The 14494-nt window shown below is 73.0% G+C and carries 10 protein-coding genes; 3 read left to right on the top strand and 7 right to left on the bottom strand.

Annotation, left to right across the window (positions count from 1 at the left end):
• Positions 1-41: 41 nt before the first annotated feature.
• Both ACMA1D_RS00175 and ACMA1D_RS00170 read right to left on the bottom strand, forming a co-directional pair.
• A complete protein-coding gene (locus ACMA1D_RS00175; protein ID WP_414721967.1) occupies positions 42-2453 on the bottom strand; it encodes an MFS transporter in 2412 nt (803 codons plus the stop codon).
• A gap of 1315 nt (positions 2454-3768) precedes the next feature.
• Positions 3769-4212 (bottom strand): SRPBCC family protein, encoded by a 444-nt coding sequence (locus ACMA1D_RS00170; RefSeq protein WP_414721753.1) that lies wholly within the window; start codon positions 4210-4212, stop codon positions 3769-3771.
• 157 nt (positions 4213-4369) lie between these two features.
• Here ACMA1D_RS00170 and ACMA1D_RS00165 point away from each other — a divergent pair, with 157 nt between their 5' ends.
• Positions 4370-5392, top strand: coding sequence for an Rv2578c family radical SAM protein (locus ACMA1D_RS00165; protein ID WP_414721752.1), 1023 nt, complete (start codon positions 4370-4372; stop codon positions 5390-5392).
• A gap of 57 nt (positions 5393-5449) precedes the next feature.
• Positions 5450-5848: a RidA family protein gene (locus ACMA1D_RS00160; protein WP_414721751.1), complete on the top strand. Its 399-nt coding sequence runs from the start codon at positions 5450-5452 to the stop codon at positions 5846-5848.
• A gap of 222 nt (positions 5849-6070) precedes the next feature.
• Here ACMA1D_RS00160 and ACMA1D_RS00155 read toward each other — a convergent pair whose 3' ends face one another.
• The 4 genes from ACMA1D_RS00155 to ACMA1D_RS00140 form a co-directional block, all read right to left on the bottom strand.
• On the bottom strand, positions 6071-7807 hold the full coding sequence (locus tag ACMA1D_RS00155; RefSeq protein ID WP_414721750.1) for a dipeptide ABC transporter ATP-binding protein: 1737 nt from the start codon (positions 7805-7807) through the stop codon (positions 6071-6073).
• A gap of 47 nt (positions 7808-7854) precedes the next feature.
• Positions 7855-8847, bottom strand: a complete 993-nt coding sequence (locus ACMA1D_RS00150; RefSeq protein WP_414721749.1) for an ABC transporter permease — start codon at positions 8845-8847, stop codon at positions 7855-7857.
• Positions 8848-8866: 19 nt separating this feature from the next.
• Positions 8867-10642, bottom strand: coding sequence for an ABC transporter substrate-binding protein (locus tag ACMA1D_RS00145; protein WP_414721748.1), 1776 nt, complete (start codon positions 10640-10642; stop codon positions 8867-8869).
• A 145-nt stretch (positions 10643-10787) separates the two neighbouring features.
• Positions 10788-11756, bottom strand: a complete 969-nt coding sequence (locus ACMA1D_RS00140; protein WP_414721747.1) for an ABC transporter permease — start codon at positions 11754-11756, stop codon at positions 10788-10790.
• 596 nt (positions 11757-12352) lie between these two features.
• On the opposite strand from ACMA1D_RS00140, the gene ACMA1D_RS00135 reads away from it, so the two are divergent.
• Positions 12353-12784, top strand: a complete 432-nt coding sequence (locus ACMA1D_RS00135) for a subtilase-type protease inhibitor (RefSeq protein ID WP_414721746.1) — start codon at positions 12353-12355, stop codon at positions 12782-12784.
• A gap of 277 nt (positions 12785-13061) precedes the next feature.
• On the opposite strand, the gene ACMA1D_RS00130 is transcribed toward ACMA1D_RS00135, so the two are convergent.
• Positions 13062-14120: a S1 family peptidase gene (locus tag ACMA1D_RS00130; RefSeq protein ID WP_414721745.1), complete on the bottom strand. Its 1059-nt coding sequence runs from the start codon at positions 14118-14120 to the stop codon at positions 13062-13064.
• Between the last annotated feature and the right edge of the window lie 374 nt (positions 14121-14494).

The raw sequence follows: 14494 nt of genomic DNA, 5'->3' as shown, positions 1-14494 counted from the left end.
CCGGTCGGCCCGGGGCGCCGCGCGGGGTCAACGCGGCCGGTTCACCGCTCGTCTTCGTACCCCAGGTGCAGGTCACGCTCGGTGCGCCCGCCGCCGGCGACCCGCAGTACGGTGGCCACCGGCGGGTATCCCGCGGCGATCACGGTGTACTCGCCCGCGGACAGGTCGATGAAGCGGAATCCGCCGTCGGCACCGGTGGTCGCCGTGTCCACGACGTTGCCCGCCGCGTCCAGCAGCGTCACCCTGGCGTCTTCCACGACCCGCCCGCCGCCGGCCCGCACGGTGCCGCGCAGCACCGCGCCGCCCGCCAACTCGATGTCCTGCCGCGTCTCGCGGGCGGACTGCACGGACACCGGCAGCGCGGCCGGGCGGTAGGCGGGGGCGCTGGAGGCCAGGGTGTATTCGCCGGCCACCAACTCGGTGATCAGGTAGCCGCCTTCGCGCCCGCTGCGGGTGGAGGCGACGACCTCGCCGCGCACGTCGGTGAGGGTGACCATCGCGTCGCGCACCGGGGTGCCGTCGGCGGTGTGCACCGTGCCGGCCAGCCGGCCGGCGCCGCCGAGCACCACGTCGAGTTCGACGGGCCGTTCGCCGACGGTGACGCTGACCGCCTGCGGCTGGTGCCCGCCGGCCGCGGCGATCAGCACGTACGCGCCGGCGCCCGGCGTGCTCAGCGCGTACCGCCCGTCCTCGCCCGTCGCGCCCCGCCCGACCTGCCGGCCGCCGACGTCGATGAGGGTGAGCGCGGCCCGCGGCACGGTGCTGCCGTCGTGGTGCGCGACGGTCCCGCACACCGGCGCCCCGGCGACCGGCGGTCCTTCCGTGCGCGAGGGCGCGTCGGCGCGGGTCAACTCGGCGGCGTAGCGGCCCGCGTGGCCGTCCGTCCGGTACGCGTCGGTGCCGTAGCCGATGTCGTACGGGTCGGTGGTGCGCTGCTCGGCGGGGAGGGCCGGGGCGCCGTTGGTGAGGGCGTCCGGCAGGCCGCGGGCGGCGGGGACGGTCGCGTCGTGCTGATCGGTCTGGGGGGCCACGGGAATCTCCTTGAGCAGCAGGGCCAGCAGGAAGCCGAGGACGAGCACCGGCAGGAGGTAGAGGAAGGCGCGCGGGACCGGTTCGAGGTAGGCGGCGAGATAGCCGTCGCGCAGCGCGTCCGGGAGCGCGCGGACCGTCTCGGGGAAGAGGTCGTCGGTACCGTCCGGCAGTTTCCGGCGCAGGTGGGCGGCGGTCCGGTCGGCGAACAGGGTCAGGAAGACCGCGGCTGCGGCGCCGCCGCCGATCCGCCGGGCGCGGCCGGTGGCGCCGCCGGCCGCGGTCGGGCGCGCGGCCTGCCGGACGGCGAGCACCAGTGCCGGCAGTACCAGGCCGAGGCCGAGGCCGAGCAGGCCCGTGCACAGGCCGTACAGGGGTCGGGAGTCGGCCGCCGCGGGGCGGCACAGCAGCCCGATGCCGACCGCGGCGAGCGCGCAGCCGAGAACCGGGCAGGCCCGCAGGCCGCGGGAGCGGCCGGTGCGGCCTACCAGCCGTCCGGCGCCGGTCGCGGCGACGAACAGGCCGCCCAGCAGCGGCAGCAGCCACAGCCCGACCGAGGCGGCGGACGCGCCGTCCAAGCGGTGCAGGTGGGCCGGCAGACAACTGGCCGCGCCGAACAGCGCGACGCCCAGGACGGCGCCGACCAGGGTGTCGACGGTGCACAGCGACTCACGGGCCAGCCGCAGCGGTGTGACCGGCTCGCGGGCGAAGTACGCCACCGCCACGCCCACGATGACGGTGCCCAGCGCGCCGAGGCCGAGGCCGAGCGCGATCCGCCCCTCCCAGGTCCGCTCCGTACCGCCCCAACTGGTCAACAGCACCAGGGCGAGCGCTGCGGCGGCGGTGAACAGCGCACCGAAGACCTCGAACCGACCGCGGCGCGTCGGCCGCGGCAGCCGCAGCGCGGGCAGGACGAGGGCGAGGGCCAGCAGACCGAGCGGCACGGTCAGGTAGCAGCACCAGCGCCAGGAGGTGTGGTCGGCGAGGTAGCCGCCGAGCAGCGGGCCCGCGGCGGCGGCGAGGCCGCAGGCGGCGCCGAGCAGGGCGGTGGCACGGCGGCGGCGCGGCAGCACCGCAGCCGTGATCGCCAGCGCGCCGATCAGCACGCCGCCGGCGCCCACGCCCTGCACGGCGCGGAAGACGATCAGCTCCCCCATCGTGCGGGACCAGCCCGCCAGCGCGGAGCCGCCGGCGAAGACGAGGGCGGCGAAGCAGAACACTCCCCTGCGGCCGAGGAGTTCGCCGAGCTTGTCGCAGACCGGCAGCGCCACCGCGGCGGCCAACAGGGCCGAGATGACGGGCCAGGTCGTGCGGTCCGCGCCGTGCAGGTCGGCGGCGATGGCGGGCAGCGCGGCGATCGGGCCGGTCAGCGCGAAGGCCACCACCACCAGCGCCAGCAGCAGCCCGGCACCGGCCAGCCGCACCCGACCCGGGCCGAGCGGGAGGTCCGCCCCGCGCTCCTCGCGGGCGCGCCCGGGCGTGAGCCGCCCGTCCTGCGCGAACGCGTCGTACGGTCCCAACTGGTCGTACGGGGCGGACGCGTCGTGCGTGCCGAACACGTCGTACGGGCCGAAGCCGTCGAGCGCGCCGGGCTCCTCGCGTGAGCCGGACGCCGCCTCGCGGGGCGCGAACGCTTCGTACGGGCCGAACTCGTCGTACGGATCGGCCCCTTCGGAGCGGTCGCCACCGGCCCGGTCAGGTGGCGTGTCCGTCGTGGTTCCGGCGGGCGGTGCGCCCGCCGGCCCCCGCGCGTCGCCGGCGCCCGGCGTCGGATCGGGGTGGGGCCGCACCACCGTGCCCGGCGCTCCGCCGCCGGCCCCCGCCCGGTGCGCCCTCGTGTGGTCTTGCGTCCCGGAGTCCGAGCCGAGCGCCCCGCTCGGCTCGTCCCGGTCCGCCAGGGTGGTCCCGCCCACGTACCGCTCCCGTCGTCACGTCTGCATCAGCGACCATTTCTCGCATTACGCGACAACCGCGAGCAACCGAGACCATTCTCCGAAACAACGCACCAGCCCGCGTCAACTCCCGTGTCCCGCCCGCCGATCCCGCGCCCATCAGGGCTTTCCCCGCCCGCAGGGGACCGTGGGCCGTCCCGGGCGCGGCCGGGAAGTCCACTCGATCCGGTGAGTGTGACTGCCTGGCTGGTGGGGGATACGACGGGGCCACCGGGGGGTGGGACGGGGACGGCCAGCGGGACTGGGCAGGCCCGACGGGCAGGCGGTCAGCAGGCAGCCGGGCGGCCTGGCGGCGGCGCGGGGTCGGGTGGGGCCGCGGGACACGGGGCGCGGGTGCGAGATGCGAGGTGCGAGGTGCGGTGGGGCCGTCGGCACCGTACGAGAGGCCCGGCCGCGGAGTGCGGGGCGGCTCCTTGGTAGGCCCCCGGCGACGGCCCACCACGGGGGAAACCACGGCCCGATGCGCACGCATGTGCGCGGACGCGCGGCGGCGCCCCCCGTCGACCCGATCGGGGCATGGACGCATGCCCGTACGTGCGGACGCGCAGCGGCGCCAGGACAACGGGGCCACCCCGCGGCGCCGCCCCGCCCCTGCCCCGCTCCGGGCGGAGGGAAGCAGGAGCGGATGACCACAACCGCGGGGGCTCAGGGGCGGTGGAGACGGAGGGGCAGAGCGGCGGAGGGGCCATGCCCGCAGGCTCCGCGCGGCCGGGTCGCAGTCGCGCTCCGCCAGCCGCGCGGAGCCCGGGGCCTGCACGGAGCCCGGGCCCCGCGCACGCCCCGGAGGCTACTTCTCCGTCTCGGCGGCGAGCCGCTCCAGGACCGCGTCGTAGATGCGGCCGAGGCCCTTGGGGGCGAAGGTGCGCTCGAAGAAGCCGCCGATGCCGCCGGCGCCGGTCCAGACGCTGGTGACCTGGACCCGCGACTTGCCCTCGCCGGCCGGCGTGACGATCCAGGTGGTCACCATCGAGGAGTTGCGGTCCTTCTCGACGAGCTGCCCGTCCGTCGGCTCGGTCACCTCAAGGAGACAGTCGCGCACCCGCTTGCTGGTGGCCTGGAGCTTCCAGTGCACCAGGGTGCCCTCGCCGTCGCCGCCCTCGCGGACCTCGTACTCGCTGAAGTGCTCCGGCAGCAGACGTTGCCGCGCGCCGCTGTAGTCGGCGAGCGTGTCGAATACGTCCTCGGCCTTCGCCGTGATGATCCGCTCCGTCGTGGCCTCTACCTGCGCCATCGCTGTTCCTCCGGTCTTCCGCGGGTGCTGTGGTGCTTGATCGGAAAGCCAACCACCTTCCGCGCATCGGCCCAAATCGGGGGTTGACGCCCATCGAGTAGCACGTATGTTCTATTCTTGAGGATCGGATCGCAGAGGTCCGGCTGAGGAGGTGGACATGCGCTGGGAGAACCTGGCCGCCGAGCCGTCCGCACCCGCACTGTTCGGCGTGGACAGCGTCACCCGCACCTTCGACACCCCCGAGTTCCGCGGCATCACCTTCCACGAGGTGCGGGCCCGCTCGCTGGTCAACCGGGTGCCGGGGGCGTCGCGGATGCCGTTCGAATGGACCGTCAACCCGTACCGCGGCTGCTCACACGCCTGCGTGTACTGCTTCGCGCGCAAGACGCACGGCTATCTCGACCTGGACACCGGCATCGGCTTCGACTCGCAGATCATCGTGAAGGTCAACGCGCCCGACGTGCTCCGCCGCGAGCTGGCCGCCCGGAGCTGGACCGGCGAGCACATCGCCATGGGCACCAACGTGGACTGCTACCAGCGCGCGGAGGGCCGGTATCGGCTCATGCCCGGCATCCTGTCCGCGCTGGTCGAGCGGTCCAACCCGTTCTCCATCCTCACCAAGGGCACACTGATCCTGCGCGATCTTGAGCTGCTGCGGGCGGCTACGGCGCGGGCGGAGGTGGGCGTCTCGATGTCGGTCGGCTTCGTCGACCCGGCGCTGTGGCGCACCGTCGAGCCGGGCACGCCCTCGCCCGAGCGGCGGCTCGCCGCGGTGCGGACGCTGACCGAGCACGGCATCGACTGCGGCGTGCTGATGGCGCCGGTCATCCCCTATCTGGGCGACTCCCCCGCGCAGTTGCGCAGTACGGTGCGGGCGATAGCGGAGGCCGGGGCCACCTCCGTCACCCCGCTGGTGCTCCATCTGCGGCCCGGCGCCCGGGAGTGGTTCACCGCCTGGCTCGACCGCCACCACCCGCGGCTGCGGCGGCGCTACGACGCGCTGTACGCAGCGGGTGCGTACGCGCCCACCTGGTACCAGCGGCGCATCACCCGGCAGGTGCACGAGTTGGCCGCCGAGTACGGCATCGGTCCCGCAGGGCCCGGTGCGGCCCGGGCGCTGCCGCCGCCGGACGCCCGGGCACCCGACCCGGCCACGGGCACGCAGTTGGCCCTGCTGTAGAACAACGGGACCGGCCGGGGCCCCCACGGCCGAGCCGCCCACCGCGTAAGGAACCCCATGGCAGAGCACGTCAAGCACCTCGCACCACAGGGCGTCGCGCCCGGCAACGGCTACAGCCACGTCGTCCTCGGTACCGGCACCTTCGTGGCGATATCCGGGCAGATCCCCCTGGACGAGGACGGCCAGTTGGTCGGCCCCGGCGACGCCGAGGCGCAGGCCAAGCAGGTCTTCGAGAACCTCAACCGCTGTCTGGCGGTGGCCGGGGCGACCTTCTCCGACGTGGTGAAGCTGACGTTCTACGTGACGGACGTGGCCCACCTGCCGGCGGTGCGGATCGCCCGGGACGCGTACATCGACGTCGAGCACCCGCCGGCGAGCTCCGCCGTGCAGGTCGCAGCCCTGTTCCGGCCCGACCTGCTGCTTGAGGTCGAGGCGTTCGCCGTCGTCAACGGCTGATCGCATCCCGGCGCGACCTCCACGCCGACGGCGCGGTGCGCCCGCGCGGGGAATCGCGTCCGCGGTACGGAGCGCGTCCGCGATAGGGGTGCGCGCCGGGCGCGGCGCACCCGCGGTACGGAGTGTGCCCGCCGCACCCCCGAGGCGGCGGGCACACCCTCCTGGGGCCTGCGGCCCCGGTGCGGCCCGGGCCGACGGCGACACGCGCGCCGGCCCGACCCGTCACAACATCGCGGCCAGCAGCTCCTTGGTGTAGTCGTGCGTCGGGTGGTCGAAGACCTCGTCGCGGGTTCCGGTCTCCAGGAGTTCGCCGCCGCGCAGCACCGCGATCCGGTCGCAGAAGTGCCGCACCACCGCGAGGTCGTGCGAGACGAAGAGCAGCGAGAGCCCGAACTCGTCCCGCAGGTCCATCAGCAGGTTGAGGACCTGCGCCTGCACCGACACGTCCAGCGCGGAGACCGGCTCGTCGGCGATGAGCAGCCGCGGCTGGGGCGCGAGCGCCCGGGCGATGCCGATGCGCTGGCGCTGACCGCCGGAGAACTCGTGCGGATAGCGCGCGAGGTGCTCGGCGCCGAGCCCCACCCGCTCCAGCAGCCACACCGCTCGCTCCCGCCGCTCGTCCGCACGCTGCTGCGTGTGCACCACCAGCGGCATGGTGACGATCTGCTCCACGGTGTGCCGCGGGTTGAGCGAGGCGTACGGGTCCTGGAAGACGAGTTGCACCTCGCGGCTCAGCTCGCGGCGCAGCTTGGTGTTCCGGGCCGCGTCGGAGATGTCGCGCCCGTCGAAGCGGACGCTGCCGGCCGTCGGCCGCTGGAGCCCGGCCAGCACCCGGGCCGTGGTGGACTTGCCCGAGCCGGACTCCCCCACCAGGCCCAGCGTCTCACCGGGCCCGATGCCCAGGCTCACCTCGCGCACCGCCCTGATCGGCGGGCGCCGCAGCCCGGGCAGCCGCGGGCCGCGCGCCGCGAACTCCACGGACAGGTTGCGCACCTCGGCGATCGGCGGCAGCGGCATCCCGGCGGCGTCTGCCGGGCCGGCCGAAGCGCCGCGGCCGGTGGCGCGGGCGGACCCGGTCGCGGCGGCTGCGCCCGGGTCCGGGGTCGGGTCGTCGACCGTGGGCAGCCGGGTGCCGGGCACGGTCTTGAGCGTGGGCGCGGCGCCGATCAGGGCGCGGGTGTACGGCTCGCCCGCCGCGGTCAGCAGCTTGGCCGCCGGGCCCTGCTCGACCTCGCGGCCACCGCGCAGCACCAGCATCCGGTCGGCCATCTCGGCGACCACGCCGACGTCATGGGTGACCAGCAGCACCGCGGTGCCGTGCTCGCGGCGCAGCTCGTCCAGCAGGTGCAGCACCTGGCGCTGGACGCGGGCGTCGAGCGCGGTGGTCGGCTCGTCGGCGATCAGCAGGTCGGGCGAGTTGATCAGGGCCATGGCGATCATCACGCGCTGCCGCATGCCGCCGGAGAACTGGTGCGGGTAGTCGCGGGCCCTGGCGGCCGGGATGGCCACCCGCTCCAGCATCTCCGCGGCCCGCTCGCGCGCGGCGGCCCGGCCGGCCTTCGGGTGGTGCAGCCGGTACGCCTCGGCGAGTTGGGCACCGACGGTGTGGAACGGGGACAGGGCGGCGAGCGCGTCCTGGAAGACCATCGCCACCCGGGCCCCGCGCACCGCGCGCAACTGCTTCTCGCCAGCGCCCACGACCTCGGTGCCGCCGATCTCGATGCTGCCGGTGATGGTCGTACGGGCCGGGTCGTGCAGCCCGAGCGCGGCCAGGCCGACGGTGGACTTGCCCGAGCCCGACTCGCCGATCAGCCCGAGCACCTCGCCCCGCGCGACCTCGAAGGAGATGTCGCGCACCGCGGGCACCTGCTCGGTGCCGCCGTGGCCGCCGCCGTGCGCCCGGGTGAAGGAGACGGACAGATCGCGGACCCGCAGCGCGGGGTGGCCTGCGTCGGCCATGGGGGCTTCCTCTCGGGGCGGGCGGCCGGGGCGCCGGGTCACGGCGGTCATGCGAGCCGCACCCGCGGGTCGAGCCAGGCGACGACCAGGTCGGCGATGGCGACGAAGACGACCACGCACAGCGCGGCCAGCAGCACGGTGCCGACGACGGTCGGCAGGTCGTTGCCGACCACGGCGTCCACCGCGAGCTTGCCGACGCCGCCGAGTCCGAAGACCGTCTCGGTGATGAAGGCGCCGCCGAACAGGGCGCCCGCCTCCAGGCCGAGCAACTGCACCAGCGGCGGCGCCGCGCCGCGCGCCGTGTACTTCAGGTGGGCGCGGCGGGCGCTGAGCCCCTTGCCGCGGGCGGTGCGCACGTACCCCTCGTGCATGACTTCCAGGAGTTGGGCGCGCGAGAGCCGGGCGAAGACCGCGGCGTTGACGAAGCCGAGGACCAGCCACGGCAGCAGCAGGCCGGCGGCCCAGCCGCCCGGGTCGTCGGCGAACGGCACGTAGCCGGGCAGCGGGAACAGGTCGGTGCTGTACACCAGCAGGTACTGGAGCACGTAGCCGAGGAAGTAGATCTGCACGCTGGCGCCGATCAGCGTGAAGCCGGAGAGCAGTCGGTCGGTGCGGCTGCCGCGGCGCAGCGCGGAGACCATTCCGGTGCCGATGCCGAGCACCACGATCACCACGAGCGCGCCGACGGCGAGCGAGAGGGTGACCGGCAGGTGGTCGGCGATGGCCTCGGTGACCGGCTGGTGCAGCGTGTACGAGTAGCCGAGGCAGGGCGCGCCGCAGTCGATGGGCGTGCCGTCGACGTCGTTGATGGTGCGCCCGCTGACCAGCCCGCCCAGGTAGTCGACGTACTGCGCGGCGATGGGCTGGTCCAGGCCCATGCTGTGGCGCACGGCCTCGACCTGCGCGGTGTCGCACTTGGGTCCGCAGGCGATCAGGGCCGGGTCGGACGGTGCGGCGTAGAAGAGCCCGAAGGCGGCGGCGGTGATCGCCAGGAGTACCGCCGCCGCTTGGAGGGCCCGTCGGAAGACGTAGCTGAGCATGGGGTGTGGGCTTTCGGGATCAGGAGTCGGCGCGGTAGAGCCAGGCCGCGCTGATGCCGCCGTAGATGGGGTGGATGAACGCGCCGCCGATGTCCTTGCCGCGCACCTGGGAGACGTGCGGGTACATGAACGGCACGACGGGGGCGTCCTTCATGACGACCTGCTCCAGGTCGATGAGGGCCGCGGCCTTCTCCTTGGCGTCACCGATCTTCTCGATGCGCTCCAACTCCTTGTCCACGGCCGGATTGTTGTACCGGATGCCGTTGGACAGCGCGTCCAGCTTGCTGTGGAAGCCGTCGGGCAGCAGCGTGGAGGGGGTCGGCCAGTCCACCGAGTTGGTGGAGAGCCACAGGTCGTACGGGGCGGGGCCGCGGAAGACCTGGTTGGTGAAGGAGGCCGGGTCCAGCGGCTTGGTGACCAGGGTGATGCCCACCTTGTCGAAGGCGTCCACGAGCACCTGCGCGAGCCGGTCCTGCACCGCGTCGCTCTCGTACGCGTACGTCAGCTTGGTCACCGGCTTCTTGGCCTTGGCCAGGTGCTCCTTGGCCTTGGCGATGTCGCCGGTGGGGGCCGCGGGGAAGTGGTCGTACTTCTTCCAGCCGACCACGGCCGGCGAGGAGAGGGTGGTGGCGAGTTCGCCGGTGCGCGGGCCGCCCATCACCTGGCGGGCCTGCTGGCGCGGGAACAGGTAGGCGATGGCCTTGCGCACCTCGGGGTCGGTGACGCGGCTGTTCTTGATGTACAGGTCGTTGACGTACGCGCCCTGGCGGCCGTTGACCACGAGCTTGCCCTTGGCCTTGTCGCGCTCGGTCTCGCGGAACAGCTCGGGCGGCAGGTCGGCCTTGGTGGTGACGCTGGCGGCGCCGTTCCCGCGACCGGCCAGGATCTCCTGGCTGATGTTGAGCGCGATCTTGCCGAAGGTGAACTCGAAGCGGTCGGCGAACTGGTGCCGGATCGGGTCGGTCGCCGGCTTCCAGTGCGGGTTGCGCTCCAGCGTGAGGTGCTGGTTCTGCTTGTGCTCGACGATCCGGTACGGGCCGCTGGCCAGCGGCTTGATGTCGTAGCCGGTGCCGGTGTCCTTGTCCTTGCGGACCGGGGAGGAGGAGGACTGGGCGGCCATGTAGGGCACGTCGGCCTGCGGCTGCGGGAAGTGGAAGACGATGGTCTTGTCATCGGGCGTCTCGATCGCGTCGAGCTCGCCGTCCTTCGGGCCGCCGTACTTCTTGACCGCGGCGGTGCGGTCGGCCGAGCCGGTCAGCCACTCCGGCCAGTAGGTCGGGCCGAGTTCGAAGCCGGGTGCGAAGGTGCGCTCGATGCCGTACTTGACGTGCTGCGCGGTGATCGGCTTGCCGTCTTCCCAGGCGATGCCGTCCTTGAGGCGGTACGTCCAGGTCTTGCCGCCGTCGCTTGAGGTGCCGGTGTCGGTGGCCAGGTCACCGACGAGGGTGGCCTTGCCGTCCACCACCTGGTACTGGGTGAGCTGACGACCCCACAGCAGCGAGGTGTTGTACGCCTCGCCGGCGTAGATCTTCTGCGGGTCCAGGTGGGCGTAGCCGGTGGGGTTGGAGACGTGGATGGTGCCACCGTCGCGGGCCCCTTCGACCTTGGGGGCGGGTCCCGCGCTGTCCTTCGCGGTGCCGAGCGAGGCCGTCAGCGGGGCGGTCTCCTTGGGCGCCGGGTCGCTGCTGCCGCCCTTGCCCGCACCGGCGGAGCAGGAGCACAGCAGCGTGGCGGCAACGACGGCGATGGCCGGCACGGCCACGAGGCGCGGACGGTGGCTGAGCTTGCTGGGCATGCGGAACTCCGATGCGGAAGGTGCGGATATCAGGGGTGTTGGGTTGTGGGGGTGACCGTGGGGGGAATGCGGGGCCCGTGGGGCCTGGGGGGGTTGGACGCGCCGGGGCGTGGGGGCGCACCCGGCGCGCGTTCTTGGGGGTGGCTCAGCGAGCCGTACGCGGGTCGATGGCGTCGCGTACGGCGTCCCCGAGCAGGTTGAAGGCGAGGACGAAGACGAGGATGGTGACGCCGGGGAAGACCATGTAGGTGGGGTCGTCGTAGAAGACCTCGGAGCCGCGGGCGATCATGCGGCCCCAGTCGGGGATCGGCTCGTTGATGCCGACGCCGAGGAAGGACAGCGCGGCCTCGGCGGTGACGATGCCCGGCACGGCGAGCGTGATGTGCACCAGGACCGGCGCCCAGACGTTGGGCAGCAGCTCCCGGAAGATGATGTGCCGGCGCCCGGCGCCCACCGCGCGGGCCGCCTCCACGAACTCCCGCTCGCGCAGCGACCGTACGGTCGTCCGCAGCACCATGGCCAGCGGCACCCAGCCGAAGGCGGAGAACACCGCGATGAGTACGGCGAACTGCATCCAGGCGGGTTCGTTTTCTCCGGGCGAGACGAACCGGGTCTGGATGATGGGGCTGAGGGCCAACAGGAGGAGCAGCGTGGGGAATGCGAGGAGGACATTGCAGATAAAGCTGAATACCCGGTCGGCCATTCCGCTGAGATAACCGGCGGTCACCCCGAGGACGATGCCGATGACGGCGATGACGGCGACCGAGGCGAGGGCGACGAGCAGCGAGGTGCGCATGCCGTACAGGAGTTGGGTGAACACGTCCCGACCGAGTCCCGGTTCGAGCCCGAACCAGAAGTCGGCGGAGATGCCACCGTTCGGCTGCACCGGAAGTCCCTCGGGACTGAGCAGGTCAGGCGCGTTCTGGCCGTAGTGCTCGGTGGGGTTCTTGCCGTAGAGCGCGGCGATCAGCGGGGCACACGCGGCGAGGACGGCACACAGCACGACGATGCCCAGGGCGACCATGCCCACCCGGTCGCGGCGCAGCGCGCGGGCGGCGGTGACGAGTGGGCCCGCGGGCGCACTGGACTTCACTTCGGCCATCACTTCGGCCATCGCTGCCGTTCTCCTGAATCTTGGCGGGCGTCTCCCGCAGCCGGTTCGCGACCATTAGAGCGATGGCTCGATGCACAGGCAAATCATCGTTTTCAGAAGTCAATAAACGACGAAGAAAACATTTCAGGAAGGCCGCTTCATTTCACACGTCCGCAATATGCACGAAACAAAACTCCCCACAAAAGGGACATAAGACCCCCCGTACGTCACACGCGAAGGACATGCTGAGATACCGCTCACAGAGCCTTCACTTCCAAGGTTCAACGAACAAACGACCTTGGTTGAGTAGATGCCGAGCGGCACACGCCTGTCCATCAGTGGATGCCTCGGGTGACGACGTCGCGATCCGGCCGAACCCCGCCCACCACCCCGCGGGGCGCCGCCACGCCATCCGAACACCACCACACTCCGCCACCCTCCCGCCGCCCCAGGTCCCCGCCCCGGACGCGACGACCCGTCACTCCATCGCAGGGAAACCGTCGGCCACCGTTCGATTACCGATGGTGACTTGAAGTGGTTAGCCGTGCATGCACTCACCCCACGCATCGGCAAGACTCCGGACCGTATCTGCCACCTCGAACAAGGGAGTGTTCGACATGCGGAAGACCCTGGGGGGATGGGCGCTGGCCGCCGTCGCGGGCCTCGGTGCGCTGGCCACCGTCGCCGGTACCGCCCACGCGACGCCCACGGAGGCCACCTCGCTCTACGCGCCGTCATCGCTGGTGCTCTCCGTCGCCGACGGGGACAGCGCGCAGGCCACCGTCACCCGCGCGGTGACCCTGACCTGCCGGCCCACGGCCGGCGGCGACCACCCGGCACCGCGCGCCGCCTGCGCCGAACTCCAGGCCGCCCGCGGCACGTTCGCCGAGCTGACCGACCTGACCACCGGCTCGGTCTGCACCCGCGAATACGCACCGGTCACGGTGGTCGCCCAGGGCGTGTGGGAGGGCCGGAACGTCTCCTTCTCGCACACCTTCGCCAACTCCTGCCTCCAGCAGTCGGCGCGGGGCACGCTCTTCCACTTCTGATCCGCCTCCGACCGTCAGCCCCGACGGCCCGGCAGGCGAATGGCTCCCGGACGCGGTGGGTGTCCGGGAGCCATTCGGTATGCGGGGCGCCGACCGGGCGGCCCCGGTGGGGCGGGGCCGCGTACCACCTGCTGCTCGCTGCCGGCAGCCGGCGGTGCGGGCGGTAGGTGGTCAGGTCGGTGCGGGTGCGCCGGAGGCCGGCCGACCTCCCTGCCGGCCGCGGGTCAGCAGATCTCGGTGCTGACCGGGGTCAGCCGATCTCGGTGGCGGTCGGGGGTCAGCCGATCTCCGTGCCGGTGGCCTGGAGCGCCTCGGTGACCGGCTGGAAGAAGGTCTCCCCGCCGGAGCTGCAATTGCCGCTGCCGCCCGAGGTCAGGCCCAGCGCGGTGGAGCCGTCGAAGAGCGAACCGCCGCTGTCGCCCGGCTCGGCGCAGACGGTGGTCTGGATCAGGCCCTCGACGGTGCCCTCCTGGTAGTTGACGGTGGCGTTGACCGCGGTCACCGAGCCGTCGTGCACCTGGGTGGTGCTGCCGCTGCGCGTGACCTGCTGGCCGACGGTGGCGTCACCCGCCTGCGAGATCGACTGCGTACCGCCGTACAGGTTGACCTCGCTCGGGTGCGGCACGTCCGCCGTGTACTTGGCGATGCCGTAGTCGTCACCCGGGAAGCTGCCGCCCTGGGTCGCGGCGACCTGCTGCCCGCCCTGCCGGTCGGACCAACTGGCGACGGCGTTGGTGCAGTGACCCGCGGTCAGGAAGTACGGCTCACCGCCCTTGGTGACGTTGAAGCCCAGGGAGCAGCGGGAGCCGCTGCCCCAGATCGCGTCGCCGCCCGCGAGCAGCGGCTTGAGCTCACCGGCCGTGCGCTTGACGGCCACCCGGTCACCGAGCGACTTGGTGACCTTGCCCAGCCGGGCCAGCTTGTCGCCGCGCACCGTGCGGTCGGCGGTGACGACGACCTTGTTGGTCTTCGGGTTGATCGCCCAGGACGTGCCCGGGATGGTGGCCTCGGCCTTGAGGGTGGCCCGCGCCTCGTTCAGCGCGGCCAGCGAGTGCTCGACGAGCCTGGGTTCGGCACCGGCGGCCCGGACGCGATCCGCGGCGGCGGCGTCCACGACGTTCACGACCAGCTTGCGGTCGTCAGCGTCGTAGTACGAACCGGCCGCATCGGCTCCGAGGTCGGCGGTGATGTCGGTGGCCAGGGCGCCGGCGGCGGTGGCCGTCAGGGGGTCCGGGGCGGTGGGTGCCGCCTGGGCGCTCTGTAGGGTGAAGGTGCTGATCAGGGCCGCCACGCCGGCACCGGCGACGACCGTACGGCGTACGCTTGCGCGCTTCAACTCAAAACCTCCAGTGGGGGGATGGGCCCGGCGTTGTGGGGGTTCGGGCCCGGAGGAGGCACGTCCGCGCCCCGTCGGGGCGCGTCCATGCCAAGTTGCTTCGCTGAGTATTCCCAGGCGCTCGTGCGGCACACAAGGTCGCGTTCAAGTCGCCACCATCGTGCGCCCCGCGCGCGGTCCCGGTCACAGACCACACCTACCCCGGCCACGTCACGGGCGCACCCGGACACCCCCGGTGTGGGGCCGTACACCTGCGGTGATGGATGTGACTGGCCGGTATTGCCGGGCGTCGAAACGGCGAACGCGGGTACGCCGCGCCCGCGCGCCGGAGGGTCAGTCAGGTGAACCGGGGGTGGGCGCGGCGGAAGGCCCTC

Origin of the sequence: Streptomyces sp. 796.1 (assembly GCF_047525675.1) — a bacterium.
GTDB lineage: Bacteria > Actinomycetota > Actinomycetes > Streptomycetales > Streptomycetaceae > Streptomyces.
Note: the sequence above shows the minus strand (reverse complement) of the source record. Positions and strands in the feature narration are given on the sequence as shown.